This window comes from Enterococcus sp. FR204, assembly GCF_031143325.1.
GTDB classification, from domain to species: domain Bacteria; phylum Bacillota; class Bacilli; order Lactobacillales; family Enterococcaceae; genus Enterococcus_B; species Enterococcus_B faecium.
Genome location: NZ_JAKZIW010000043.1, coordinates 1 through 17632, shown reverse-complemented (window position 1 = coordinate 17632; position 17632 = coordinate 1). Strand labels below are relative to the sequence as shown.

The 17632-nt window shown below is 36.3% G+C and carries 23 protein-coding genes and 1 tRNA gene; 8 read left to right on the top strand and 16 right to left on the bottom strand.

Annotation, left to right across the window (positions count from 1 at the left end; all coding sequences use genetic code 11):
- The 3 genes from RG571_RS09740 to RG571_RS09730 form a co-directional block, all read right to left on the bottom strand.
- Nucleotides 1-290, bottom strand: a 290-nt coding sequence (locus RG571_RS09740) for an iron-sulfur cluster biosynthesis family protein (protein WP_308947799.1), incomplete at its 3' end; no start/stop codon positions are given.
- 31 nt (nt 291-321) lie between these two features.
- Nucleotides 322-1224, bottom strand: a complete 903-nt coding sequence (locus tag RG571_RS09735) for a glycosyltransferase family 8 protein (protein WP_002298674.1) — start codon at nt 1222-1224, stop codon at nt 322-324.
- Nucleotides 1217-2074, bottom strand: a complete 858-nt coding sequence (locus tag RG571_RS09730) for a glycosyltransferase family 8 protein (RefSeq protein WP_258430691.1) — start codon at nt 2072-2074, stop codon at nt 1217-1219. The genes RG571_RS09735 and RG571_RS09730 overlap by 8 nt, the downstream gene beginning before the upstream one ends.
- Nucleotides 2075-2407: 333 nt before the next feature.
- On the opposite strand from RG571_RS09730, the gene RG571_RS09725 reads away from it, so the two are divergent.
- Both RG571_RS09725 and RG571_RS09720 read left to right on the top strand, forming a co-directional pair.
- Nucleotides 2408-3217 (top strand): Cof-type HAD-IIB family hydrolase, encoded by an 810-nt coding sequence (locus RG571_RS09725; RefSeq protein ID WP_002331735.1) that lies wholly within the window; start codon nt 2408-2410, stop codon nt 3215-3217.
- Nucleotides 3218-3235: 18 nt separating this feature from the next.
- Nucleotides 3236-3754, top strand: coding sequence for an isochorismatase family cysteine hydrolase (locus tag RG571_RS09720; RefSeq protein WP_080106321.1), 519 nt, complete (start codon nt 3236-3238; stop codon nt 3752-3754).
- 264 nt (nt 3755-4018) lie between these two features.
- Here the strand turns inward: RG571_RS09720 and RG571_RS09715 are convergent.
- A tRNA-Ile gene (locus RG571_RS09715) sits at nt 4019-4092 on the bottom strand.
- A gap of 186 nt (nt 4093-4278) precedes the next feature.
- Here RG571_RS09715 and RG571_RS09710 point away from each other — a divergent pair.
- The 4 genes from RG571_RS09710 to RG571_RS09695 all read left to right on the top strand — a co-directional run bounded on the left by RG571_RS09710 (nt 4279) and on the right by RG571_RS09695 (nt 5776).
- Entirely contained in the window at nt 4279-4602 is a 324-nt protein-coding gene (locus RG571_RS09710; protein WP_002321681.1) for a hypothetical protein, read from the top strand.
- A 163-nt stretch (nt 4603-4765) separates the two neighbouring features.
- Nucleotides 4766-5020, top strand: coding sequence for a hypothetical protein (locus RG571_RS09705; RefSeq protein ID WP_002296665.1), 255 nt, complete (start codon nt 4766-4768; stop codon nt 5018-5020).
- A 69-nt stretch (nt 5021-5089) separates the two neighbouring features.
- Nucleotides 5090-5335 carry a helix-turn-helix domain-containing protein gene (locus tag RG571_RS09700; RefSeq protein WP_002339228.1) on the top strand — a complete coding sequence of 82 codons (246 nt, stop codon included), beginning with the start codon at nt 5090-5092 and terminating at the stop codon, nt 5333-5335.
- 75 nt (nt 5336-5410) lie between these two features.
- Nucleotides 5411-5776, top strand: a complete 366-nt coding sequence (locus RG571_RS09695) for a TIGR02328 family protein (protein WP_002296662.1) — start codon at nt 5411-5413, stop codon at nt 5774-5776.
- 60 nt (nt 5777-5836) lie between these two features.
- On the opposite strand, the gene RG571_RS09690 is transcribed toward RG571_RS09695, so the two are convergent.
- Complete coding sequence (locus RG571_RS09690; RefSeq protein WP_131774434.1) at nt 5837-6412, bottom strand: hypothetical protein; 576 nt, start codon at nt 6410-6412, stop codon at nt 5837-5839.
- 567 nt (nt 6413-6979) lie between these two features.
- Nucleotides 6980-7180: a cold-shock protein gene (locus RG571_RS09685; RefSeq protein WP_002293303.1), complete on the bottom strand. Its 201-nt coding sequence runs from the start codon at nt 7178-7180 to the stop codon at nt 6980-6982.
- Between the two features lie 373 nt (nt 7181-7553).
- Between RG571_RS09685 and RG571_RS09680 the strand changes: the two genes are divergently transcribed.
- Nucleotides 7554-7703 carry a hypothetical protein gene (locus tag RG571_RS09680; RefSeq protein ID WP_002296658.1) on the top strand — a complete coding sequence of 50 codons (150 nt, stop codon included), beginning with the start codon at nt 7554-7556 and terminating at the stop codon, nt 7701-7703.
- A 206-nt stretch (nt 7704-7909) separates the two neighbouring features.
- Here the strand turns inward: RG571_RS09680 and RG571_RS09675 are convergent, their stop codons facing one another.
- From RG571_RS09675 to gnd, 10 genes are all read right to left on the bottom strand, one after another.
- Nucleotides 7910-8623 (bottom strand): HAD family phosphatase, encoded by a 714-nt coding sequence (locus RG571_RS09675; protein ID WP_002339226.1) that lies wholly within the window; start codon nt 8621-8623, stop codon nt 7910-7912.
- Nucleotides 8616-9701: a mannonate dehydratase gene (gene uxuA, locus RG571_RS09670; protein ID WP_131774435.1), complete on the bottom strand. Its 1086-nt coding sequence runs from the start codon at nt 9699-9701 to the stop codon at nt 8616-8618. Before uxuA ends, RG571_RS09675 begins: the two co-directional genes overlap by 8 nt.
- Nucleotides 9702-9717: 16 nt before the next feature.
- Nucleotides 9718-10161, bottom strand: coding sequence for a PTS sugar transporter subunit IIA (locus tag RG571_RS09665; RefSeq protein ID WP_002339224.1), 444 nt, complete (start codon nt 10159-10161; stop codon nt 9718-9720).
- 33 nt (nt 10162-10194) lie between these two features.
- Entirely contained in the window at nt 10195-10548 is a 354-nt protein-coding gene (locus RG571_RS09660) for a hypothetical protein (protein WP_002321678.1), read from the bottom strand.
- A 549-nt stretch (nt 10549-11097) separates the two neighbouring features.
- Nucleotides 11098-11607, bottom strand: a complete 510-nt coding sequence (locus RG571_RS09655; protein ID WP_002339222.1) for a PTS sugar transporter subunit IIB — start codon at nt 11605-11607, stop codon at nt 11098-11100.
- Between the two features lie 21 nt (nt 11608-11628).
- A complete protein-coding gene (locus RG571_RS09650) occupies nt 11629-12486 on the bottom strand; it encodes a PTS system mannose/fructose/sorbose family transporter subunit IID (RefSeq protein ID WP_002296647.1) in 858 nt (285 codons plus the stop codon).
- A gap of 17 nt (nt 12487-12503) precedes the next feature.
- A complete protein-coding gene (locus tag RG571_RS09645) occupies nt 12504-13337 on the bottom strand; it encodes a PTS sugar transporter subunit IIC (protein ID WP_002339221.1) in 834 nt (277 codons plus the stop codon).
- Between the two features lie 13 nt (nt 13338-13350).
- Entirely contained in the window at nt 13351-14454 is a 1104-nt protein-coding gene (locus RG571_RS09640) for an iron-containing alcohol dehydrogenase family protein (RefSeq protein WP_193503955.1), read from the bottom strand.
- An 8-nt stretch (nt 14455-14462) separates the two neighbouring features.
- A complete protein-coding gene (locus tag RG571_RS09635; protein WP_002339219.1) occupies nt 14463-15464 on the bottom strand; it encodes a D-isomer specific 2-hydroxyacid dehydrogenase family protein in 1002 nt (333 codons plus the stop codon).
- 1 nt (nt 15465) lies between these two features.
- Nucleotides 15466-16368 carry a phosphogluconate dehydrogenase (NAD(+)-dependent, decarboxylating) gene (gene gnd / locus RG571_RS09630; RefSeq protein ID WP_002339218.1) on the bottom strand — a complete coding sequence of 301 codons (903 nt, stop codon included), beginning with the start codon at nt 16366-16368 and terminating at the stop codon, nt 15466-15468.
- 165 nt (nt 16369-16533) lie between these two features.
- Here gnd and RG571_RS09625 point away from each other — a divergent pair, with 165 nt between their 5' ends.
- Complete coding sequence (locus RG571_RS09625; protein ID WP_002296639.1) at nt 16534-17382, top strand: MurR/RpiR family transcriptional regulator; 849 nt, start codon at nt 16534-16536, stop codon at nt 17380-17382.
- The last annotated feature ends 250 nt before the right edge of the window (nt 17383-17632 follow it).

Genomic DNA, 17632 nt, shown 5'->3' with positions numbered 1-17632 from the left:
AATGAAAAGCTGTCAAGCTGTTTGTTGAAGTCCATGTTCAATCGTTTACCGAAATAATTTTGCTCTAATTTAGATGTGTAGATGTCCAATAATGGATGCTCGATTTTAGTCGCATATTCTCCAAATTCCGAAACAAAAGGAATGATTTGAAAAAAGCTGCCTTTTGCAAAAGCACCTTTGTCCCTTAAAAATGGATCGGAATCATTGATGAGCGCGAGTGCGATTTTTGTATTTTCCCCAACCTTTTCAATTAACGTCTCTACTGCATTTTTAGACATTGTAAATTCCATTCCTACTCCCCTCTTCAGTTGTTGTCTTCTATTATTTAACAACTACATCTGTTTTTGGTTGAACTTTTGCGTATTTTGGATATTTAGGGAATTTAGCTACACAGCGGAAAGCCGTCATCCCTGCATATTTTTCGTAATATTTCTTCGTTGGCCCTTCAAAATCCTTGCTCCACGGTTTCACATGTCCTGAAAAATGGATAATGTAAGGATTGTTGCGAGTTTCTTCGTATTCACGTTCGCCTGCTGCTGTTGGATGTTTTTTTGCTTTTGCCATGATGTAGCCTTGTGCATTCCAACGCGGATGAAGTGGTAACCAACGGTCATGTAAGATAGCATTTAATGCATCTTGGTCATGGAATCGTAATTTTTCTGGATTATGTTCGATGAAATCTAATACTTTTTGCGTAATATTTTCATCTAACCATTTTTTCACATTGATCAGCATCAAACCTGAGTTGAAATAACGCATTGATTTAGCTGAAATTTCCATTTTTTCCAGTCGTTGATGGAAGCCAGCGTCTTCAACAGCTGCTACGATTGAATCACCGAAGTCAAGACGCCATAATTTAGAGATATCTTGTAAAGCGATCATGTCGCAATCCATATATAAGATACGTTCAACTTCTGTGCCGCGGAACAATTCCGGAATCGCAATACGATAATAAGCTGTTTCTGGAATACGATCGCTGATTACCACATTTGTAAAGAATTCTTTATTGATTTTCAAGAATTCCACATCTGAGTTCATTCGTGCGTTTTTCACTGAGAAGCGTAAAAGCTGTTTACTTTCAAAATCGATATCATCGTCAATCACATAGAACCGAACAAATTTAGACGGGTTGCAATTATCTAATACTGAGACAAATAATGCAGCTAAATGTGGTACGAATTTTGTGTTACAACTTGCGACTACTGCTATTTCTTTTTTATTCATTGATCTCGCCTACTTTCGTTAGAGTACTTTGTGCTAATTTTTTTAAGTATAAATTGGTATACGGATGATCTTTCAACGTATTCCAAGGTTTATCATGTCCTGTAAAGTGAACGATCGAAGGTTTTTCATTTCCTTCTTTATACTGACGTTCATATTTTTCATTTGGTGCTGGATGACGTTCAAAAATCAGCGAAGTCTGCATGTTCCATTTTGGATGAAGTTGTTCCCAATCTTCATAAAGTACAGCATTCAAAGCATCTTGGTCGTGATAGATGATTCGATCGCCATTTTCACTGAGGTAATGGATAGTTTTTTCTGTAATTTCTTTTTTATTCCATTGATCAATGTCAATCACCATCACTCCTGAATTGAAGTACAAGTCATCGGAATCGATTCCTAATCTTTCCAAAGCTTTCACTTGGCCTGGATCGATAATAGCGCCGATTGTTTTTCCATTTAACGGCTCATCATATAGTTTTACGATATCGTCTAGTACTAACACATCTGAATCTAAGTAAAGGACTTTCTTATAATCCTCTTTAGCTAATAAGTTTGGTAAAGAAATTCTTAAGTAAGCGGTAGTTGTGATATGGTCACTGACTAGGAAGTCTTCGTAGATATCTTTTTCCACTGTCAGGAATTGGATACTTGCATTACTTGAATATTTATTTACCGTTTCTTCCAATCCTTCTTTACTATATTCTGATAGACCATCGTCAATCACATAAAATTTTATGCGTCTTGTTTTATTGCAACTTTCTAATGCAGTTGCGATCATCACGCTCAAGTAAGGAGCATAATTTTCGTCTGAAGCAGTTACCACAGGAACTACGCCGTATCTCTTCTCCATCAAAATCACTCCTTTTTCTAATCTTTTTCTAACCTGTTCTACATCTAGAATATTCCTCATTTGGTTTTAAAGCAAAATATATGCTTTGTTTTCATTGAATATTTTAAAATTTTTTTATCACAAAACGCATTGGTAAGCGCTAACTATTCGTTTTTCATGGCTTTTTATTCAAAGGTATTGACCAAAAACTACTATATATAGCCACCTTTTTCTTAAGAATGTTTTTTGAAAAAATTCATAATGACAAAGCAAGTTAGTTTCATTTTTTTAAATTCTCATTTAATCTTAAGGTAACAGGAAAATTGATATGTAAAAAGAAAGTAGGAAGATAAAATGAAACTAGCAGCGATTGATTTAGACGGTACCTTGCTTGATCGAAATGGAAAGATACCAGAAGAAAATATCCAAGCACTTCGGAAATTTGATGAAAATGGCGGAATCGTAACCGTTGCTACCGGAAGGAACAGCATTTCTGCTAAAGATATTTTTTCCGAATTAGGAATCGGTGGCTATTTGATTTCTTCCAATGGTTCACTGATTGCTGAAATGAAGGATGGAAAAATGGCGAAAGTTCTCAGACGTTCAAAAATAGATAGCGATACACTGAGAAAAGCCTTCTTCTATGCTCAAGAAGCGAAAATATCCATCATTGCTAGCCGAGAAACCCAAGATGATCAGCTGACATTCGATGAATCAAGTCTAGTCAAAGATGACCCTTATTATGAACATTTCAATTTGCAGAACCATTCTTTTGATCAAATTTTAAATATGTTGGAAGATCCTTCTCTTAGCTATCTTAAATTAGCATTAACAGATAAGAGTGAAGAAAAACTACAGAAGCTACAAAGAGATCTGCAAGCAGATGGTATCCAATCAGTATTCTCTGATCCGCATTTCTTAGAAATCACGCCTACAGGTATCACTAAAGCTCATTCACTTGTTTTTCTGGCGGATTACCTTGGAATCGAATCGAGTGACATCATGGCTTTTGGCGATCAAGAAAACGACATTGCTATGTTGAATTACAGCGGGTTGAGTATTGCGATGGGGAATGCACAGCGACAAGTAAAAGAAATTGCAAACCAAGTAACGCTGACGAATGAAGAAGCTGGTGTTGCTTATATTTTAAAAAACTTTTATTAAAAAGAATAAAATGACGATATGAATGTAGGAGGAAAGAAATTGTTAGTTATTATTGATATGCAAAATCATATTCTTGATCCAAACAGCGAATTTTATATTCCAGAGTCAGATCAATTGGCAGAACGTATTGCTCAAAGATTAGCTAAAGCACGCCAAAATAATGAATATATTCTCTTCACACGGGATATTCCAGTTGAACTGAAGGACAAAGAAGAAGAACGAGAAGATTTGCAATTGATCCCTCTTCTTTCTCCACAAGAAAATGAACGAGTGATTAAAAAGTATTACTTTACGATTCCACCTGAAACTTTAGCTGAAATCCAGGAAACTTTATTTGAAAGCAAAGAAGAACAAAAAGAGATCGAAGTAGTCGGAATTGAAACAAACTTGTGTGTACTCTCTAATCTGATAGGCCTGCAGAGTGCTTTTCCTGAAGCAGACTTTTTTGTTGATCCAATGTTAGTCTCCAGTAGAAAACACGGAGAATCCGCTTTAGAGCTGTTGAAAGATTTCAACGTCTCTATCGTCGAATCATAAAAATATCTATCTTCATTTACGATATTTAACACACAATAAAAAAAGCACGCAGAACTGTTTTAGTCCTACGTGCTTTTTCTATCAAAGTAGATTGGCTTTTTTATGACACAGAGTGAAACGGCAGGCTCACGACCTCTTTCTTAAACGGTATTCAAAAGCTTGCATCTGCAGTAATAAGAACAGCCAAGTAAAAACATAAGAAGCTGTTTTTACTTGGCTGTTCTTATTACTGCAGATGCAAGGCAGCTTTTTCACAACCTCTTATGTACCTTGTAGGACTCGAACCTACGACCGGACGGTTATGAGCCGTCTGCTCTAACCAACTGAGCTAAAGGTACATCATAAATAAAATTTATTTTTGTTACTTTTCAACTATAGCACGGATGATAAACTCTCGAAAGTTTCAAAATATAAGTAAAATAATATTGTTATTCTTATTTCTTTTACTTGTGTCATAACTATTTTGTTACTTTAATTTTTATTTGCTTATTTTAGAAAAAATGTTATTCTTTTATTTATTCTCAATGTTAGGAGTGATTATTTTGCCATTTATTGCGATTTTATTCGATTTAGTTGCGGCAGCAGCTTATTTTCTCCAATTAAATTATCAAACCTCAGGAATTCTGTTTATTGGAATGATTTTTCAAGGTGTGATTACCCTTTTGCTTCTTGTCATGATGCTCAGCTATAAAGGAAAAAGATATGCCCGTATTCAAACAAAAGTATTTGTTAAATATGTTTCCATTCGCTATGGGATTATCATTCTTTCCTTTTTAGTGAATGCGATCGTCCTCTTTTTATATGTATTGAATTACTTAGATATCAATCCATTGATTTTTTCTCGATAGATAAGACACATTCAGCGGAACAGTTCCTGCTTATCAGCAGAAAACTGTTCTGCTTTTTCATTTTTCATTGATCTATTCTTCTTTTATTTTCCTAGTATTTCATTTGTGATGTATGCAATAACATGTTATCTTTTATTATATGAATCGTTGAGGAGTCCGTTACATGATTACGTTGGTGAGAGTTTTGTTTTGGGTGCCTGCGGTCGCACTGGTCGCAAGTATTGTTTATCTTATGAATTGGAACAAAGAACGGTTTTATTTAGCTATTTTGACTCTTCCGGCTATCTACTTTATGTGGAAAGTTTTTAATTACAACTACTTTGAACCCGATAGTGTTTTTATAGAAGAATTATCAGGACTGGTTTTGTCTTTATTGATCGTCATTCTTTATTTGATACGTTTAAATAAAAAACATTGAGTACTATTGATTGCATGTGTAGCTTTCTATAGTCATTATAACTATTCTACTATAATGAAAGGTGATTAAATGAGTATCGAAGAAGCTATTTTACTGGATACTTTACGTTGTCGTCTGAATTTCTTAAGAACTGGCCGATCTTTATCTCAAGTAGCTGTTTCTAGCGCGTTAAGTATTCCTTTATTCAAATATCGTAAGTACGAAGAAGGAGAAGAAATTCCAAGCATCATTGAATTAATCTATATCGCTGACTTTTACGATATTTCCGTTGATTACCTAATTGGTCGCTCAGAAACAGCAAGCAGACTTAAGTGATTTTTTCCAGCCTTGGTGCTGGTTTTTTCATTTAACGTCTAAAGTTAACAATCTATATATAAAGGAGATATTTCTATGCGATTATGGCATGAAAAATTGATTTCAAAGCTTCCTCGTCAACAGCTTTTAGGACAACATCGGGAATGCTGTGCATTAAGAGGAAATGGCTGGGGAAAGAAACATGCTACTGTGGATTATGTTTTTCACTATTCTCCTTATAGATTATTCCAATATCATCAGCTTGTCATGGATGAAATGGAAAAACGTGGTTACAGCCCAGCACCAGAGTGGAAAAATCCTATGTATCGTGGCAAATCATGCGAAGCATTTTTTGATTTACCTACTGTAGAGCGCAACGTGCCGATTTATCCGGAACACGATGAAGTTTATCTAGCAGAATGTTTAGCAAATTTGGAGCAAAAAGGAATTTATCTTACCTAATATAACTAGAAAAGCCTTCTATCTCCTCTTACTTCATTAAAAAGCTTTAACCATCTTAGATCAAGCTAAAATGTCGTAAGTTTTAGGGTTATCTTCATCCTCACGTGCAAAACTAAAAGTATACTCTAGTTTTGGTTCATCGCCAGCTTCCCTAGACATAAATGAACATCTCCTGACGTGGTTTAAAGGTACCGCATCTTCGACGTCTGCATACGATGCACAGCACAGATTGCTTCTTTTGATCTTTCTTTTGATCTTTCTTTTGATTTTTCTGTTGCTTCTTCTACACCTTCTTCGATTACTACATCGATGCTTACAATTGCTTCTGCCTAATATTCCCATGCATCGTCGATTTAAGCCTCTGTAGTCACTGTGATCGTTTCCACATTTTAACTCCTCTGTCGTGGCTTCAGTTGATTTTGTGATCAGTTCAGTTGCTGAGCCAGAGTCAGAACAACCTGCCATTGCTAGCGTTAATATTGATAGTAAAAATAGTTTTTTTATCATAAGGTTACCCCCCTGAAAATAGACTAAAATAATAACGCTTTCTTTTTTTGTTTTCAGACGAAAATTAATAATTTCTAAATATTCTTTAAAAAAACTTATAACTATTATGCCTTTTTTAATATATAACACAGTTATTTTTAAAAATAAGAATGCTAAATCACTCTACAATAACGGCGAAAGCACAAAAAATAAAAAAATTATTACGTTATTTAAAAAACAGATGAAAGATCAGGTTTTATTAGATCTCATTCTTTCATCACTTGAAGGGATTTAATGAACTACTTTTTCCTCTTTGTCGTTTTTATATACTCGTATTCCTTCAAACAGTAGGATAGCCTCTTTCAATGCTTGATATTTGAACTGTCCGTTACTTAAAAATTTAGATGTGCCGCCCTCTTCCTAGAACATATTCTTTTTTACTTTTTCATTAATTGACAGACCAATCGAACGAAACTGTAAATTTCGATAGGATAATGATTGGTCAAACTCATTCATTTTCAAGACATCTCGATTCATATTCAAGATAGGAATCTTTTTATCAACATCACTTTATTCGTATTTTCCTCTACCATAAAAGCCTCACGCTCCACAAAATTGTTTTATACACTACTATTCAGCCCATTCAACGACCAATGAATTTTTTCGTACAAAAAAACCGTCTTTTCTTTCGAAAAGACGGTTAAAAGTCAATTTTTATTAAGCTTTAACAATGTTTGTTGCTTGAGGGCCCCGTTGACCATCTTCAACATCGTAAGACACTGCTTGGCCTTCTTCTAAAGTTTTGAAGCCGTCACCTTGGATAGCTGAGAAATGTGCAAATACATCATTTCCATCTTCACCAGTGATAAAGCCAAAACCTTTGTCTGCGTTGAACCATTTTACTGTACCGTTATTCATAAATAAATTCCTCCTGATACGTATCAATGTACGTTTTTTCGTTGCAATAAATATTTGATAGGCAAAAGGAGTTTTATCTATGTAGATATATCGCTCAAATTACGTTTCAAAATAGATTACTCATTTAATATATCATGCTTTTTCTAATAACACAAGGATAATGTAGTGAAATATAAAATTTGTAGTCTTCGAAGAAATAAAAAAGTTGGATAACCGCGTTTGATTCATTTTTTGTTTTCTTGTTTATTTGCTTTTTGACTTTAAAATTTCTTAACTATGAAAACCTTTCAATTGGTGGTATACTTATAAATGGAATTTCGTTATCAACGCGTTCGTTGCCTTTCAGCAAGTATTTAAAGAAAGGAGAATGGCTATGACATTCTATAACAAAGATATACAATATCGAGTAACCTTGGATACAGATTTGAATCTATTTGTCGTTTTTGACAAAGAAAATACCAATCATGTAGCGACAGGTGTTACGATCGAACAAGCAGTGCAAGAATTAAAAAAATCTGCATAAGGAGTGGAAACCCTCATATGGACGATTCTCGTTCTTCTCTTTAAACGCATCTACTGGTAGATAACAGTAGATGCGTTTTGTGTTTGTTCTAAATTGTTCACTACAAATAAGGTAGATACTTCAAAATAAAAAATTACTTCTTTTTCATCTGTTCCCTCAGTCGTGCAGGACAATAAATAAAGAGGACTAGAAAATAGTCCTCTTTATTAGAGATACAACCCTTTACTTTCTAAAAATCGTTTTGCTTGATGCAAGTCATAAAATTCATAGTCTGCTTTATTGGATTCATATAAACTTACATCTACTTTCAACTTATGCTTCCCATTATGATCGGTCAACCCTATCAAATGATCTTTTAAGAGAAAAGACAAAATGCCCGCTCGCCTTGCTGCTTCGATCCCTGCAATCGAGTCTTCAAATACAAGTGCTTCACTTGGAGGAATATTCATTTTTGAACAAGCTTTCAAAAAGATCTCTGGTTCCGGCTTCCCTTTTTTTACATCATCCCCTGAAATGATTTGATCAAACAAGGCATATAGATTTTCCATTTTTAAATACATTTCTACTTTTACCCGTGTATTAGACGAAGCCACGATTGTATGGATTCCTCTTTCTTTTGCAAAAGATAAAATTTCTTCTGCTCCTTTTTTCGTATATACTCTCTTATCTTCTTTCACGATTTTTTCTTTATATTGATTGATTGCTTCTCGCCATTTGATATATGGAACATCTTCTCCGTACAAAATGCCCATTTGTTCTCTTATCGCCGTTTCTGTTTGGCCAGTTAGTAAATAATAGACTTCCTTACGCATTTCATAATCATACTTTTGTGCTGATTTTACATAAGCACGATAAGCTAAACGTCCAGTTTCTAATAAAAGGCCATCCATATCAAAGATGAAGAGCTTGATTTTATTCATAATGCTCTCCCAGTGGTTTTTCCTTACTTATCGCCTCATATAGACCTTGCATGTAAGTGAGTCCCATTGCACGATCATACAGGCCATACCCAGGCATAGCCACTTCACCCCACACGGTTCTACCATGATCAGGGCGTATAGGCCCCTCAAACCCTTCTTGCACCAACGCTTTCATAATATGATACATATCAAGGGAGCCTTCTGTAGAGGGATGTGCCGTTTCTTTGAACTTTCTTTCTCCTAAAAACTCCACGTTTCTGAAGTGGACAAAATGGATGCGCGAACCTACCTCATGGATGATTTCAACTAAATCGTTTTCCGGATTTGCCCCTAAAGATCCTGTGCACAGCGTTAGTCCATTATATGGAGAATCTACTGCATTTAGAATTTTCTTCAAGTCGCCAAGATTTTTCGTCACTCTAGGAAAACCAAAAAGTTCCCATGGCGGATCATCTGGATGGATAGCCATTTTTACATCTGCTTTTTCGCACACTGGAATCACTTTTTCTAAAAAATAAGTCAGATTTTCAAATAATTCTTCTTCGGTCATTCCTTCATACAGTTTTTCCAGCTGAGCGAATTTTTTCAACCGTTCTTCTTCCCAACCCGGCAATTTGAATCCCTTTGACTGGCTGTGTATCAATTGATACATTTCTCCTGGCTCCATCTGATCGACGATTTTCTGATCGTATAAAAGAGAATAGCTTCCATCGTTGTTTTCATTAAACAAATCAGTTTTCGCCCATCCAAAAATTGGTTTGAAGCTATAACAAATCAATCGAACCCCACATCGAGACAAGTTTTTGATTGTTCGTATATAGTTATCAATATAGTAATCTCGTTCATCTGTCCCTGCCTTGATTGCATCGTGGATCGCTACACTTTCAATTCCAAGCAGTTCCAGTCCTTGGCTCTCAACAGATGCTTTCAACTCCTCAATTTCTGAAATCTCCCAAACATCTCCAGGCATTTTAGTCAGCAAAGTTCCAATTATCCCATTTATTCCCGGTATTTGGCGAACATATTTTAATGGGATCGAATCCCCTTTTTCACCATACCATCTAAATCCCCACTTCATCTTTTCAGCCTTCCTTCTAAAAATCGTCCTCATCTAATTTTTTTTCTTCCGCTGAAGCATGCCAAACAGTTAAATTATCTTTTCCTTGTTTGACAATTTGTTCCACCGCTTCTTCTATCGGTGTGTGAAGCATCTGATGATTGATTGCTTCTAACAACATTGGCAGATTCACGCCCCCTATGACATAAGTGGCTGCTTTCTTTTCTTCAGTCAGTTCATTGACTGCCAAGAGCGCTTGATTGTACGGACTTGCGCTAATTAGATCAACAAATACTAGCATGGGTTCTGCTGTGTTGATCATAGTTAATTTTTCTTTGACCCTCTCTCCGAATGTTTGGATGTCTTCTCCAGACTCTAAGCACACTGTTTCAATATGGCTTGATGTTCCGACGATTACTTCCGCCGCATCTTTCAGTCCTTCGCTTAATTTACCATGTGTAACGATCATGATTTCCAACATTAGTCTTCTCACTCCTTATTTTGCACTTTTCACTTATCGAAAAAGAGCAATAATCTGATTGGCATTTTGCCAATTAAATGTTTTCCCTCGTAAATCTGTTTTGGTCAAATAGAAGAACTGCGCTTGCTTTTTTCTTGCGCTAAAAATATAATTGACGTTTTTTTCTTTCAACTTATCAACTTGTTTCAGCCACTGTTCTTTATTTGAAAAATAATTTCCCGAAAACTGTAGCGGTGTATCTGCCCCAACAGAGTCTAGATAAAAAAGAATAGCCTCTTTTTTCATACCCGATCTCACGCTGTCTAAGCCCTTTTCTCCATAACAGCCTTCATCAACAAACGCATACGCTACACTCGGATCATCAATCGTACGGATCATTTCTAGCATCGTTAATATGGATGAAGTATTTCGAATAAAAGTTTGTCTGCTAGACCATCCGCGCGCTGCTTTTCCCAATAAGAAAAAGTAGCTCCCAAATGCTAGTACAGTGATACCTGTTTGTACGGATAGCAGATCGAATACGTGATGAGGATTTTTGTTATATATCATCATTCCCCACCAACCTAAACTGAACAACAAAATGAAGGACAATAATATAGAGTAGATTGCTTTTTTCCTTTGGTCTTTCCAATCAAACATGAAATAACTTCCTAATGCATGAATGGGTGTATCGTAATAAGTACAGATAACTTTCTCTGCTTTTTCGATATCTCCAACATAAATATTTTTTGATCGGTAGGCTAGCGTATCGTAAGCAATGACTGTCACATCTGTTCTCATACTGTAAATATCTGATACTAACGCTGAAAGAAAACGCTGTTTACTCTTTTTTGTACGGCGCTTACGGTAAATATAGCGATAACGAAATTCCCAATCACGAAACAGCTCGTTCTTCTTCATTTTTTCGCCCTCTTTATCTTTTTTCTAAGCATTTGTTTATGACAAATCAAACTTGTTTAATACATCTTTTAATCCTGTTTTAGGTGCAGATGGAGTGGCTTGAAAATAAATATTCTTTACGCCATATTGTTCATTCATTTCTTTCAATTTTTTAGCATCTGATTTATTTAAATAGACAGATTTTGTCACTAAAAGATCTGTATCAGGATTTTTTTGAGCAATTCCTCCGATGTTCAATTCTTCCATGGGGATTCCGTGTTTTACTAAGTCGTAAATCGTTTGGACTGTTTTTGCGATCAAAATACAATTGTATTCTTTAAATTGATATTCATCCCAATAGAATTTAGCTTTCTCTGGTGTAATGACAATTGTTTTTTGTCCTGTACGGCTTCCTGCATTTTTGTAAAGATCTCTCATAAATTTATCTTTTGCTACAACTTCGTCTACAACAAAAATGGAATTCACTCCACTTTTTTGAGATAACGTTACCATTACTTGTCCATGGATCAAACGCTCATCTACACGCGCTAAATTGACTACACCCATCTTATTCACGTTCCCTTCTTTTTATAAAATACCGATTCCTGCTAGCACAATTAATATTCCAGTCAGCCATAATAATGCTTGTGTGACTTTCAATCCTTTTTTCGTATAGAACAAGTACACACCCATTACGACAGCTAAAGGTAATATCCCTGGCACGATTTGATCAAGAATTTCCTGGATAACAAACTCACGTCCGGATATCGCAAATTTCAATGAAGATTCTACTTTTACATAGTTTCCCGCAAGCACCCCCATCATAAACAACCCTAAAACTGATAGCATTTCAATCGCTGTCTGAACACCAGTGTTTTGCATCAGACCTGTAGCATTACGGCCCATAGTGAAAGCTTGTCTTGCGAAAAATACCCCTAGTAAAACCTGATACAACCCAAAGCAGATAAAAGGAAAAAGTGCGCCTAAAGGACTTCCCTGTTGTGCCCAAGGTACCGCGATTGCGATAAAAATATATTGGACGGTTCCTGAATCGATCGCATCCCCAATTCCTGCTAGTGCCCCCATCAATCCCGCTTTCGTGTTATACATTAAGTCATCCTGCATCAAGATCTCTTTTTCTTCATACTCTTCTTCTGCTCTTTGTTGTTCCATAGAAGACATTAGGCCAGTGATCACACCGCCACCCCAGCTTAATTGAGTGTTGAAGAACAGTAACTGCCGTTTGTATGCTGCTTTTAAAGAGTCTTCATCTTTATAAAGTTTTTTCAAGATTGGCATCATTCCGTATAGTAGTGATGGCGCCAAGTAACGTTCAAAAGAGTGAGGAATTTCGTTTGCAAAATGCCATCTCAGATAGGCTTTTGTTACATCTTTTTTCGTGATTTCTTCAGGAGCACCTGTTTGATTATCCATTATTTCAGCCATTTTCCATTCCTCCTAAATTAAAATCCGTCATCATAGTCATCTTCGTCATCAAAAGATGCTGAATTGTTATTGCTTGTGGCAGGCTGTACTTGTTTCCCTTTTTGCGACTGGACAAAGATCAAAGCGATAATAATCCCAAAAATGGCATAAGTAACCATCGTAATATCTAAAGATTTCAAAACAACACTCATAAAATAAGCAAGGAAGAAAAAGACCAGATAATCTTTTCGACCGATAACGTATACAGTTGTCGCGATACCGATTGCCGCTAACCCTCCACCTACTACTTCAAGAATGTGGATAACGACTGTTCCCTCTAAAGCTTTGATTACATCAGCGATCAATGGCGCCCCTAAATATAAAGCAATGAAAACAAGCGGAACGAATAATAAAAATGAGGCAAGTGTTGGGTAAAGAATAATCGAACGAGCCATAGCTTTTGTATTCAAATCTTCTACAGCTTTGTCTGTATATTTACCTAAAAAAGTATTGATGAAAAAACGAAACTGATACAAATAACTTCCGAGCAATCCGACTGGCACCGCAACGGCAATCGCTGCTTCTGGTGAAAGATTCCCTAATAATGCGACTGGTACTGCAATAGCTGCTGCAATAGATGGTTCAGCTGGCATTGATCCTCCTGGAGAAAAAACCCCCATATAAATCATTTGCAAAGCGGCTGTAACAATCATCGCTTGTGCAACTTCCCCCATGATCAACCCGACGACTAATCCAGTCATCAAAGGAGAAAAACGTAAGGTCAACGTGGCTCCTCCACCTAACCAGCGGGACATGACCGCGGCTACCCATAAAGCAATCAACAAACTTTGTACTACACTTAATGTTTCCATGTGTCCTCCTCCTTCAGATCTTTCTGATATAACCTTCCAGTTCCATCATTGACTGTATCAGTGATTTCTGTGTTACCTCTATAGGAATCAAATGCACTTTCTCTTTCGAATCAATAAATTCAGCCATTTTATCTATTATCTGTTTATCTTTCGGAAATAATCCCATTTGTTCTAGAGAAACCGGCAGTTCTAATTCCTGATACAAAGGATATAACTCGTCTATTTTTTCCCAGCGACCTTCTAGTGCCAGTTGATAGAAAATCCCATACGCTACTTTTTCTCCATGTAGAAAACGATGGCTTTCCGGAATATATTTACTGATAGCGTCATGCATAGCATGTGCAGCCGCATTTCTTGCGTATTTATCACCTAATCCTCCAACTAAACCAGCAACAGCAAAGATAATCTCTGAAAGCTGTTTGAACTCCGATGTCAGTTTTCTTTGTGCCATATCTTGGATTGCTTTAGCAGAATGATTCAAAATCTCTTCTTTGCAGATCTTCGCAGTATCTTGTGCTAGCTTCAAAAATGATTCATCTTGCAAAAAATCTTGTTCTAAGATGAGCTCAGATTCATACCATTTTGCTAGTGTATCTGCTAACCCGGCAATGAAATATGGAACAGGGGAATCAATCACTAATTGGGGATCTGTTATAAAAAAAGCAGCTTGTCTGTAAAAGTGTTCTGTTTTCCCTTCTGCTTGTCCATTCTCCTTATACATGACAGCAAGAGGTGTCCATGGAGCACAATTACTAGCTAAAGTAGGGATGACGCCGAAATCGATTCTTGCAAGATTGGCACTATAACCCACTAGATCAGTCAGTTTTCCTCCGCCAACGCCAACTACGAAATCGATTTCATTTTTTTTGATGATTGTAGCTATTCGTCTGGCTTCAGCATAACTACATTCTCCAGAATAACGATGATAAAAAAATTGAATCGTTTCGTCATTCAAAAATACTAATTTAGGTAGCGCCTTTTCCCATGATACCGTTCCATGGGTGACCAGTACTCTTTTCGCGCCGTATGATTTCAAGAGATCAGAAACTTTTGAAATACCACCTTCTTCATATAAATAAAATTGAGGGCCTGTTTTCACTTTTAAACCGTTCACCATTTTCTTCATCATCCTTTTATATAGTTGCTCTTTGTCTGGACAGAACGTTCAGGAAGAAGGCGCTGACTGATCTGTTCGACATCTCTGACACATTTTTCACCCATGGCTTCTAAACATTCCCTTGTGTAGGCCGATATATGTGGCGTAATCACTACTTGTTCAAACGCTAAATACGGATGATCTTGACGTCCCGGTTCTTCTTCTAAAACATCTGTGGCATATCCTGCGATCTTTCCGCTTTTCAGACCATTAATCATCGCTTCTTCATCAACTAGAGCGCCTCTTGCACTATTAGATAGATAAACATTTTCTTTCATCTGATCGACTTCTTTAGCAGAAATCATGTGATAGTTCTCTTCTGTCAAATTCGCACATAAACAAATGATATCTGAATGTTCCAGTAATTCTTGAAGTTCTACTTTTTTTGCACCAAAGCTTTCGATGTATAAATCTGATTTGTAAGGATCATAAGCTAGAACATCACAGCGAAAACCGTTACGCAAAATTTCGATTACTCCGCTTCCGGTATTTCCTGCACCAATCACACCAACTGTTTTGTTAAACAGCGTCCTACCGACGAACTCCGCCCGATCTTCCCATCGATCGTCCTTGACTCTTGCTTGTGCTTGTGTCGTGCGTCGAAGCATGGACAACAAATTAGTTATATTATTTTCTGCTACAGCATTTCGTTCAACTAAAGCAGGTATGATAGATACGATTGTCTGGTGTTCTTTTGCTGCTTTTAAATCAATATTGTTGTAACCAATACCATGTCGGGAAATCAATAGCAGTTCATCTTTGTTTTCAAAAAAATCTCGTCGAAAAAATGGCGTAACACTTGCAATAATGATATTGAATCCTTTAAGTAGCTCCGCTAGTTCTTTTCCTGGAATCTCTTGATCGACAGTAAAGAAATGAACGTCTCCAACCGACTTTAATCTTTCCAAGTGCTGTGGAAAAACTCTTCCGAAACTGCTGGAATTAACGATTGCTATATGATAATCTGGCATTTTACTCACCCTTTTCAACTATTTCATGTCCGCCAAACCCATTTCTTAGTGCTGAAACTACTTTTGCTGAAAAACTATCTTCTTCCTGTGAAAGATTCCTCATGAACAAACTAGTTGCAATTACTGGAACTGGAATAGCCATTTCTAGCGCTGTTTCAACCGTCCATTTTGCTTCACCTGAGGCAGAAACGATCCCCCGATAATTGTTCAAATCGGGATGTTCTTTTAACTTATCTTCCATAATCTCCATTAGCCAGCCACGAATCACCGAGCCATGATTCCAAACACGTGCGACTTGTTCCAAATCAAAAGCATACTCACTTTTTTGTACAAGTTGGAATCCTTCACCGATTGCTTGCATCATTCCATATTCGATTCCATTATGGATCATTTTCAAGAAGTGTCCGCTTCCGGATGCACCAGCATATAGATATCCTCTTTCGATTGCTACATCTTTGAATAATTGTTCCACGGATAGAAAAGTTTCTTTATCTCCTCCAATCATTAAGCAAGCTTGATGACGTGCTCCTTCGATTCCCCCAGAAGTCCCACAATCCAAGTAACAGATTTCATTTTTCTGAAACTCTTCTGCTCGACGGATTGAATCCTTATAATAAGAGTTTCCGCCTTCAATAACAATGTCTCCTGATCCGAGTTTTGGAAAAAGTTTTCTTAACATGTTTTCGGTTATCTCTCCAGCAGGAAGCATTAACCAGATGATTTTTTTCTGCTCAAAAGTAGCTAGAAATTCAGAGATCTCTTGATAAGCAGGAACGCCACTTTCTCTTGCCTGACTAACAGCTGTACTTGAAATGTCGAGTCCTTGTACTTTATGATGGTGCTCTTTTAAGTTTAAAGCTAAATTCAATCCCATTTTTCCCAAACCAATTACACCAATTTCCATGATAGCGCCTCCATTTCTTATACCCTCATTATACAAAAAAATATTTTTTTGTAAATAGATTTTACAAAAATGTTTTTCGTTTGATTTTTTCCTACTCTCCTTGTATCTTTAACATTAATGAGAACGGAAAAAATGATAATCTTATTATGAAAAGGAGGAATTCTCATGAGCGTCTCCATAAGACTACAAATCAAAACAATGTACAACGACTTCAGCCCAAAAGAACAGGCTATCGCCGATTATATTTTAGAAAATCCAAGCAAAGTAAGTCATAGTCCTATTAGCAATTTAGCAAGTGAACTAGGTATTGCTGACTCTACTTTTTTTCAATTTACAAAAAAACTTGGTTATAATGGATTTAAAGATTTCAAAATGGCGATGTTGATCCAAGAAAATGATCTATCTGCTATTTCTATCCACGAAAATATTCAGAAAACAGATACTGAGCTCACTATGGCGCAAAAGGTGTTCGAGTCCAGTATTTCAACTTTAAATGACACAAAAAAGTTGTTACAACAAAAAGATCTAAAAAAAGCGGCTACTATTATCAATGAATCTAAACGTGTCTATTTTTTCGGTGTTGGCGGTTCAGAGATTGTAGCAACTGACGCTTATCATAAATTTTTGCGTTCCCCTATCGCAACTTCTCACAGCACGGATTACCATATTCAATTGATGGAAGCTTCTTTATTGACGGAAAAAGACTGTGCTGTTTTGATTTCTCACACAGGGCAATCAAAAGAAACAATCCATATTGCTGAAACCGTAAGAAAAACTGGAGCAAAAACAATCGTTATTACTAGCCAAGCTAATTCTTCCCTTGCTAAACTTGGCGATGTCGTTTTTATTTCTATTTCTGAAGAAACAGAATTCCGATCTGAAGCTTTAGCTTCCCGTATTTCTCAACTAAGCATTTTGGACTCTCTATATGTGATTTTGATGTTTTACAACGAAAAAGAATCACGTCGTTCTATCGCTAAAGTTCGACATACTATTTCTGAAATCAAAGAATAGCACCATAACATAAAAAGCGAAAAATCCATAAAGCAAAAAAAGCCACTACCAAATATTTGGTAGTGGCTTTTTTGGTTCTGTAAGGGTGGTACAGAACATCAATAGTCGGTGGGTTAGAACGTATGTCATCGCATCTTTGGAGAAGGTTGTATTGGTATTATTCGAGTTACTTGTTAGATGCGATAACAAAGTTAGTATACAGTAGTAAAAAATTTATCTTTTCTTTTTTTATTATTTTTGTTTCTTATTT

Bases quoted from the DNA above. Each gene is read 5' to 3' on its own strand.
- RG571_RS09735 (WP_002298674.1), bottom strand. From the start codon at position 1,224: ATGAATAAAAAAGAAATAGCAGTAGTCGCAAGTTGTAACACAAAATTC.
- RG571_RS09730 (WP_258430691.1), bottom strand. From the start codon at position 2,074: ATGGAGAAGAGATACGGCGTAGTTCCTGTGGTAACTGCTTCAGACGAA.
- RG571_RS09725 (WP_002331735.1), top strand. From the start codon at position 2,408: ATGAAACTAGCAGCGATTGATTTAGACGGTACCTTGCTTGATCGAAAT.
- RG571_RS09720 (WP_080106321.1), top strand. From the start codon at position 3,236: ATGAATGTAGGAGGAAAGAAATTGTTAGTTATTATTGATATGCAAAAT.
- RG571_RS09710 (WP_002321681.1), top strand. From the start codon at position 4,279: ATGTTAGGAGTGATTATTTTGCCATTTATTGCGATTTTATTCGATTTA.
- RG571_RS09705 (WP_002296665.1), top strand. From the start codon at position 4,766: ATGATTACGTTGGTGAGAGTTTTGTTTTGGGTGCCTGCGGTCGCACTG.
- RG571_RS09700 (WP_002339228.1), top strand. From the start codon at position 5,090: ATGAGTATCGAAGAAGCTATTTTACTGGATACTTTACGTTGTCGTCTG.
- RG571_RS09695 (WP_002296662.1), top strand. From the start codon at position 5,411: ATGCGATTATGGCATGAAAAATTGATTTCAAAGCTTCCTCGTCAACAG.
- RG571_RS09685 (WP_002293303.1), bottom strand. From the start codon at position 7,180: ATGAATAACGGTACAGTAAAATGGTTCAACGCAGACAAAGGTTTTGGC.
- RG571_RS09680 (WP_002296658.1), top strand. From the start codon at position 7,554: ATGACATTCTATAACAAAGATATACAATATCGAGTAACCTTGGATACA.
- RG571_RS09675 (WP_002339226.1), bottom strand. From the start codon at position 8,623: ATGAATAAAATCAAGCTCTTCATCTTTGATATGGATGGCCTTTTATTA.
- uxuA (WP_131774435.1), bottom strand. From the start codon at position 9,701: ATGAAGTGGGGATTTAGATGGTATGGTGAAAAAGGGGATTCGATCCCA.
- RG571_RS09665 (WP_002339224.1), bottom strand. From the start codon at position 10,161: ATGTTGGAAATCATGATCGTTACACATGGTAAATTAAGCGAAGGACTG.
- RG571_RS09660 (WP_002321678.1), bottom strand. From the start codon at position 10,548: ATGCTAGAAATGATCCGTACGATTGATGATCCGAGTGTAGCGTATGCG.
- RG571_RS09655 (WP_002339222.1), bottom strand. From the start codon at position 11,607: ATGGGTGTAGTCAATTTAGCGCGTGTAGATGAGCGTTTGATCCATGGA.
- RG571_RS09650 (WP_002296647.1), bottom strand. From the start codon at position 12,486: ATGGCTGAAATAATGGATAATCAAACAGGTGCTCCTGAAGAAATCACG.
- RG571_RS09645 (WP_002339221.1), bottom strand. From the start codon at position 13,337: ATGGAAACATTAAGTGTAGTACAAAGTTTGTTGATTGCTTTATGGGTA.
- RG571_RS09640 (WP_193503955.1), bottom strand. From the start codon at position 14,454: ATGGTGAACGGTTTAAAAGTGAAAACAGGCCCTCAATTTTATTTATAT.
- RG571_RS09635 (WP_002339219.1), bottom strand. From the start codon at position 15,464: ATGCCAGATTATCATATAGCAATCGTTAATTCCAGCAGTTTCGGAAGA.
- gnd (WP_002339218.1), bottom strand. From the start codon at position 16,368: ATGGAAATTGGTGTAATTGGTTTGGGAAAAATGGGATTGAATTTAGCT.
- RG571_RS09625 (WP_002296639.1), top strand. From the start codon at position 16,534: ATGAGCGTCTCCATAAGACTACAAATCAAAACAATGTACAACGACTTC.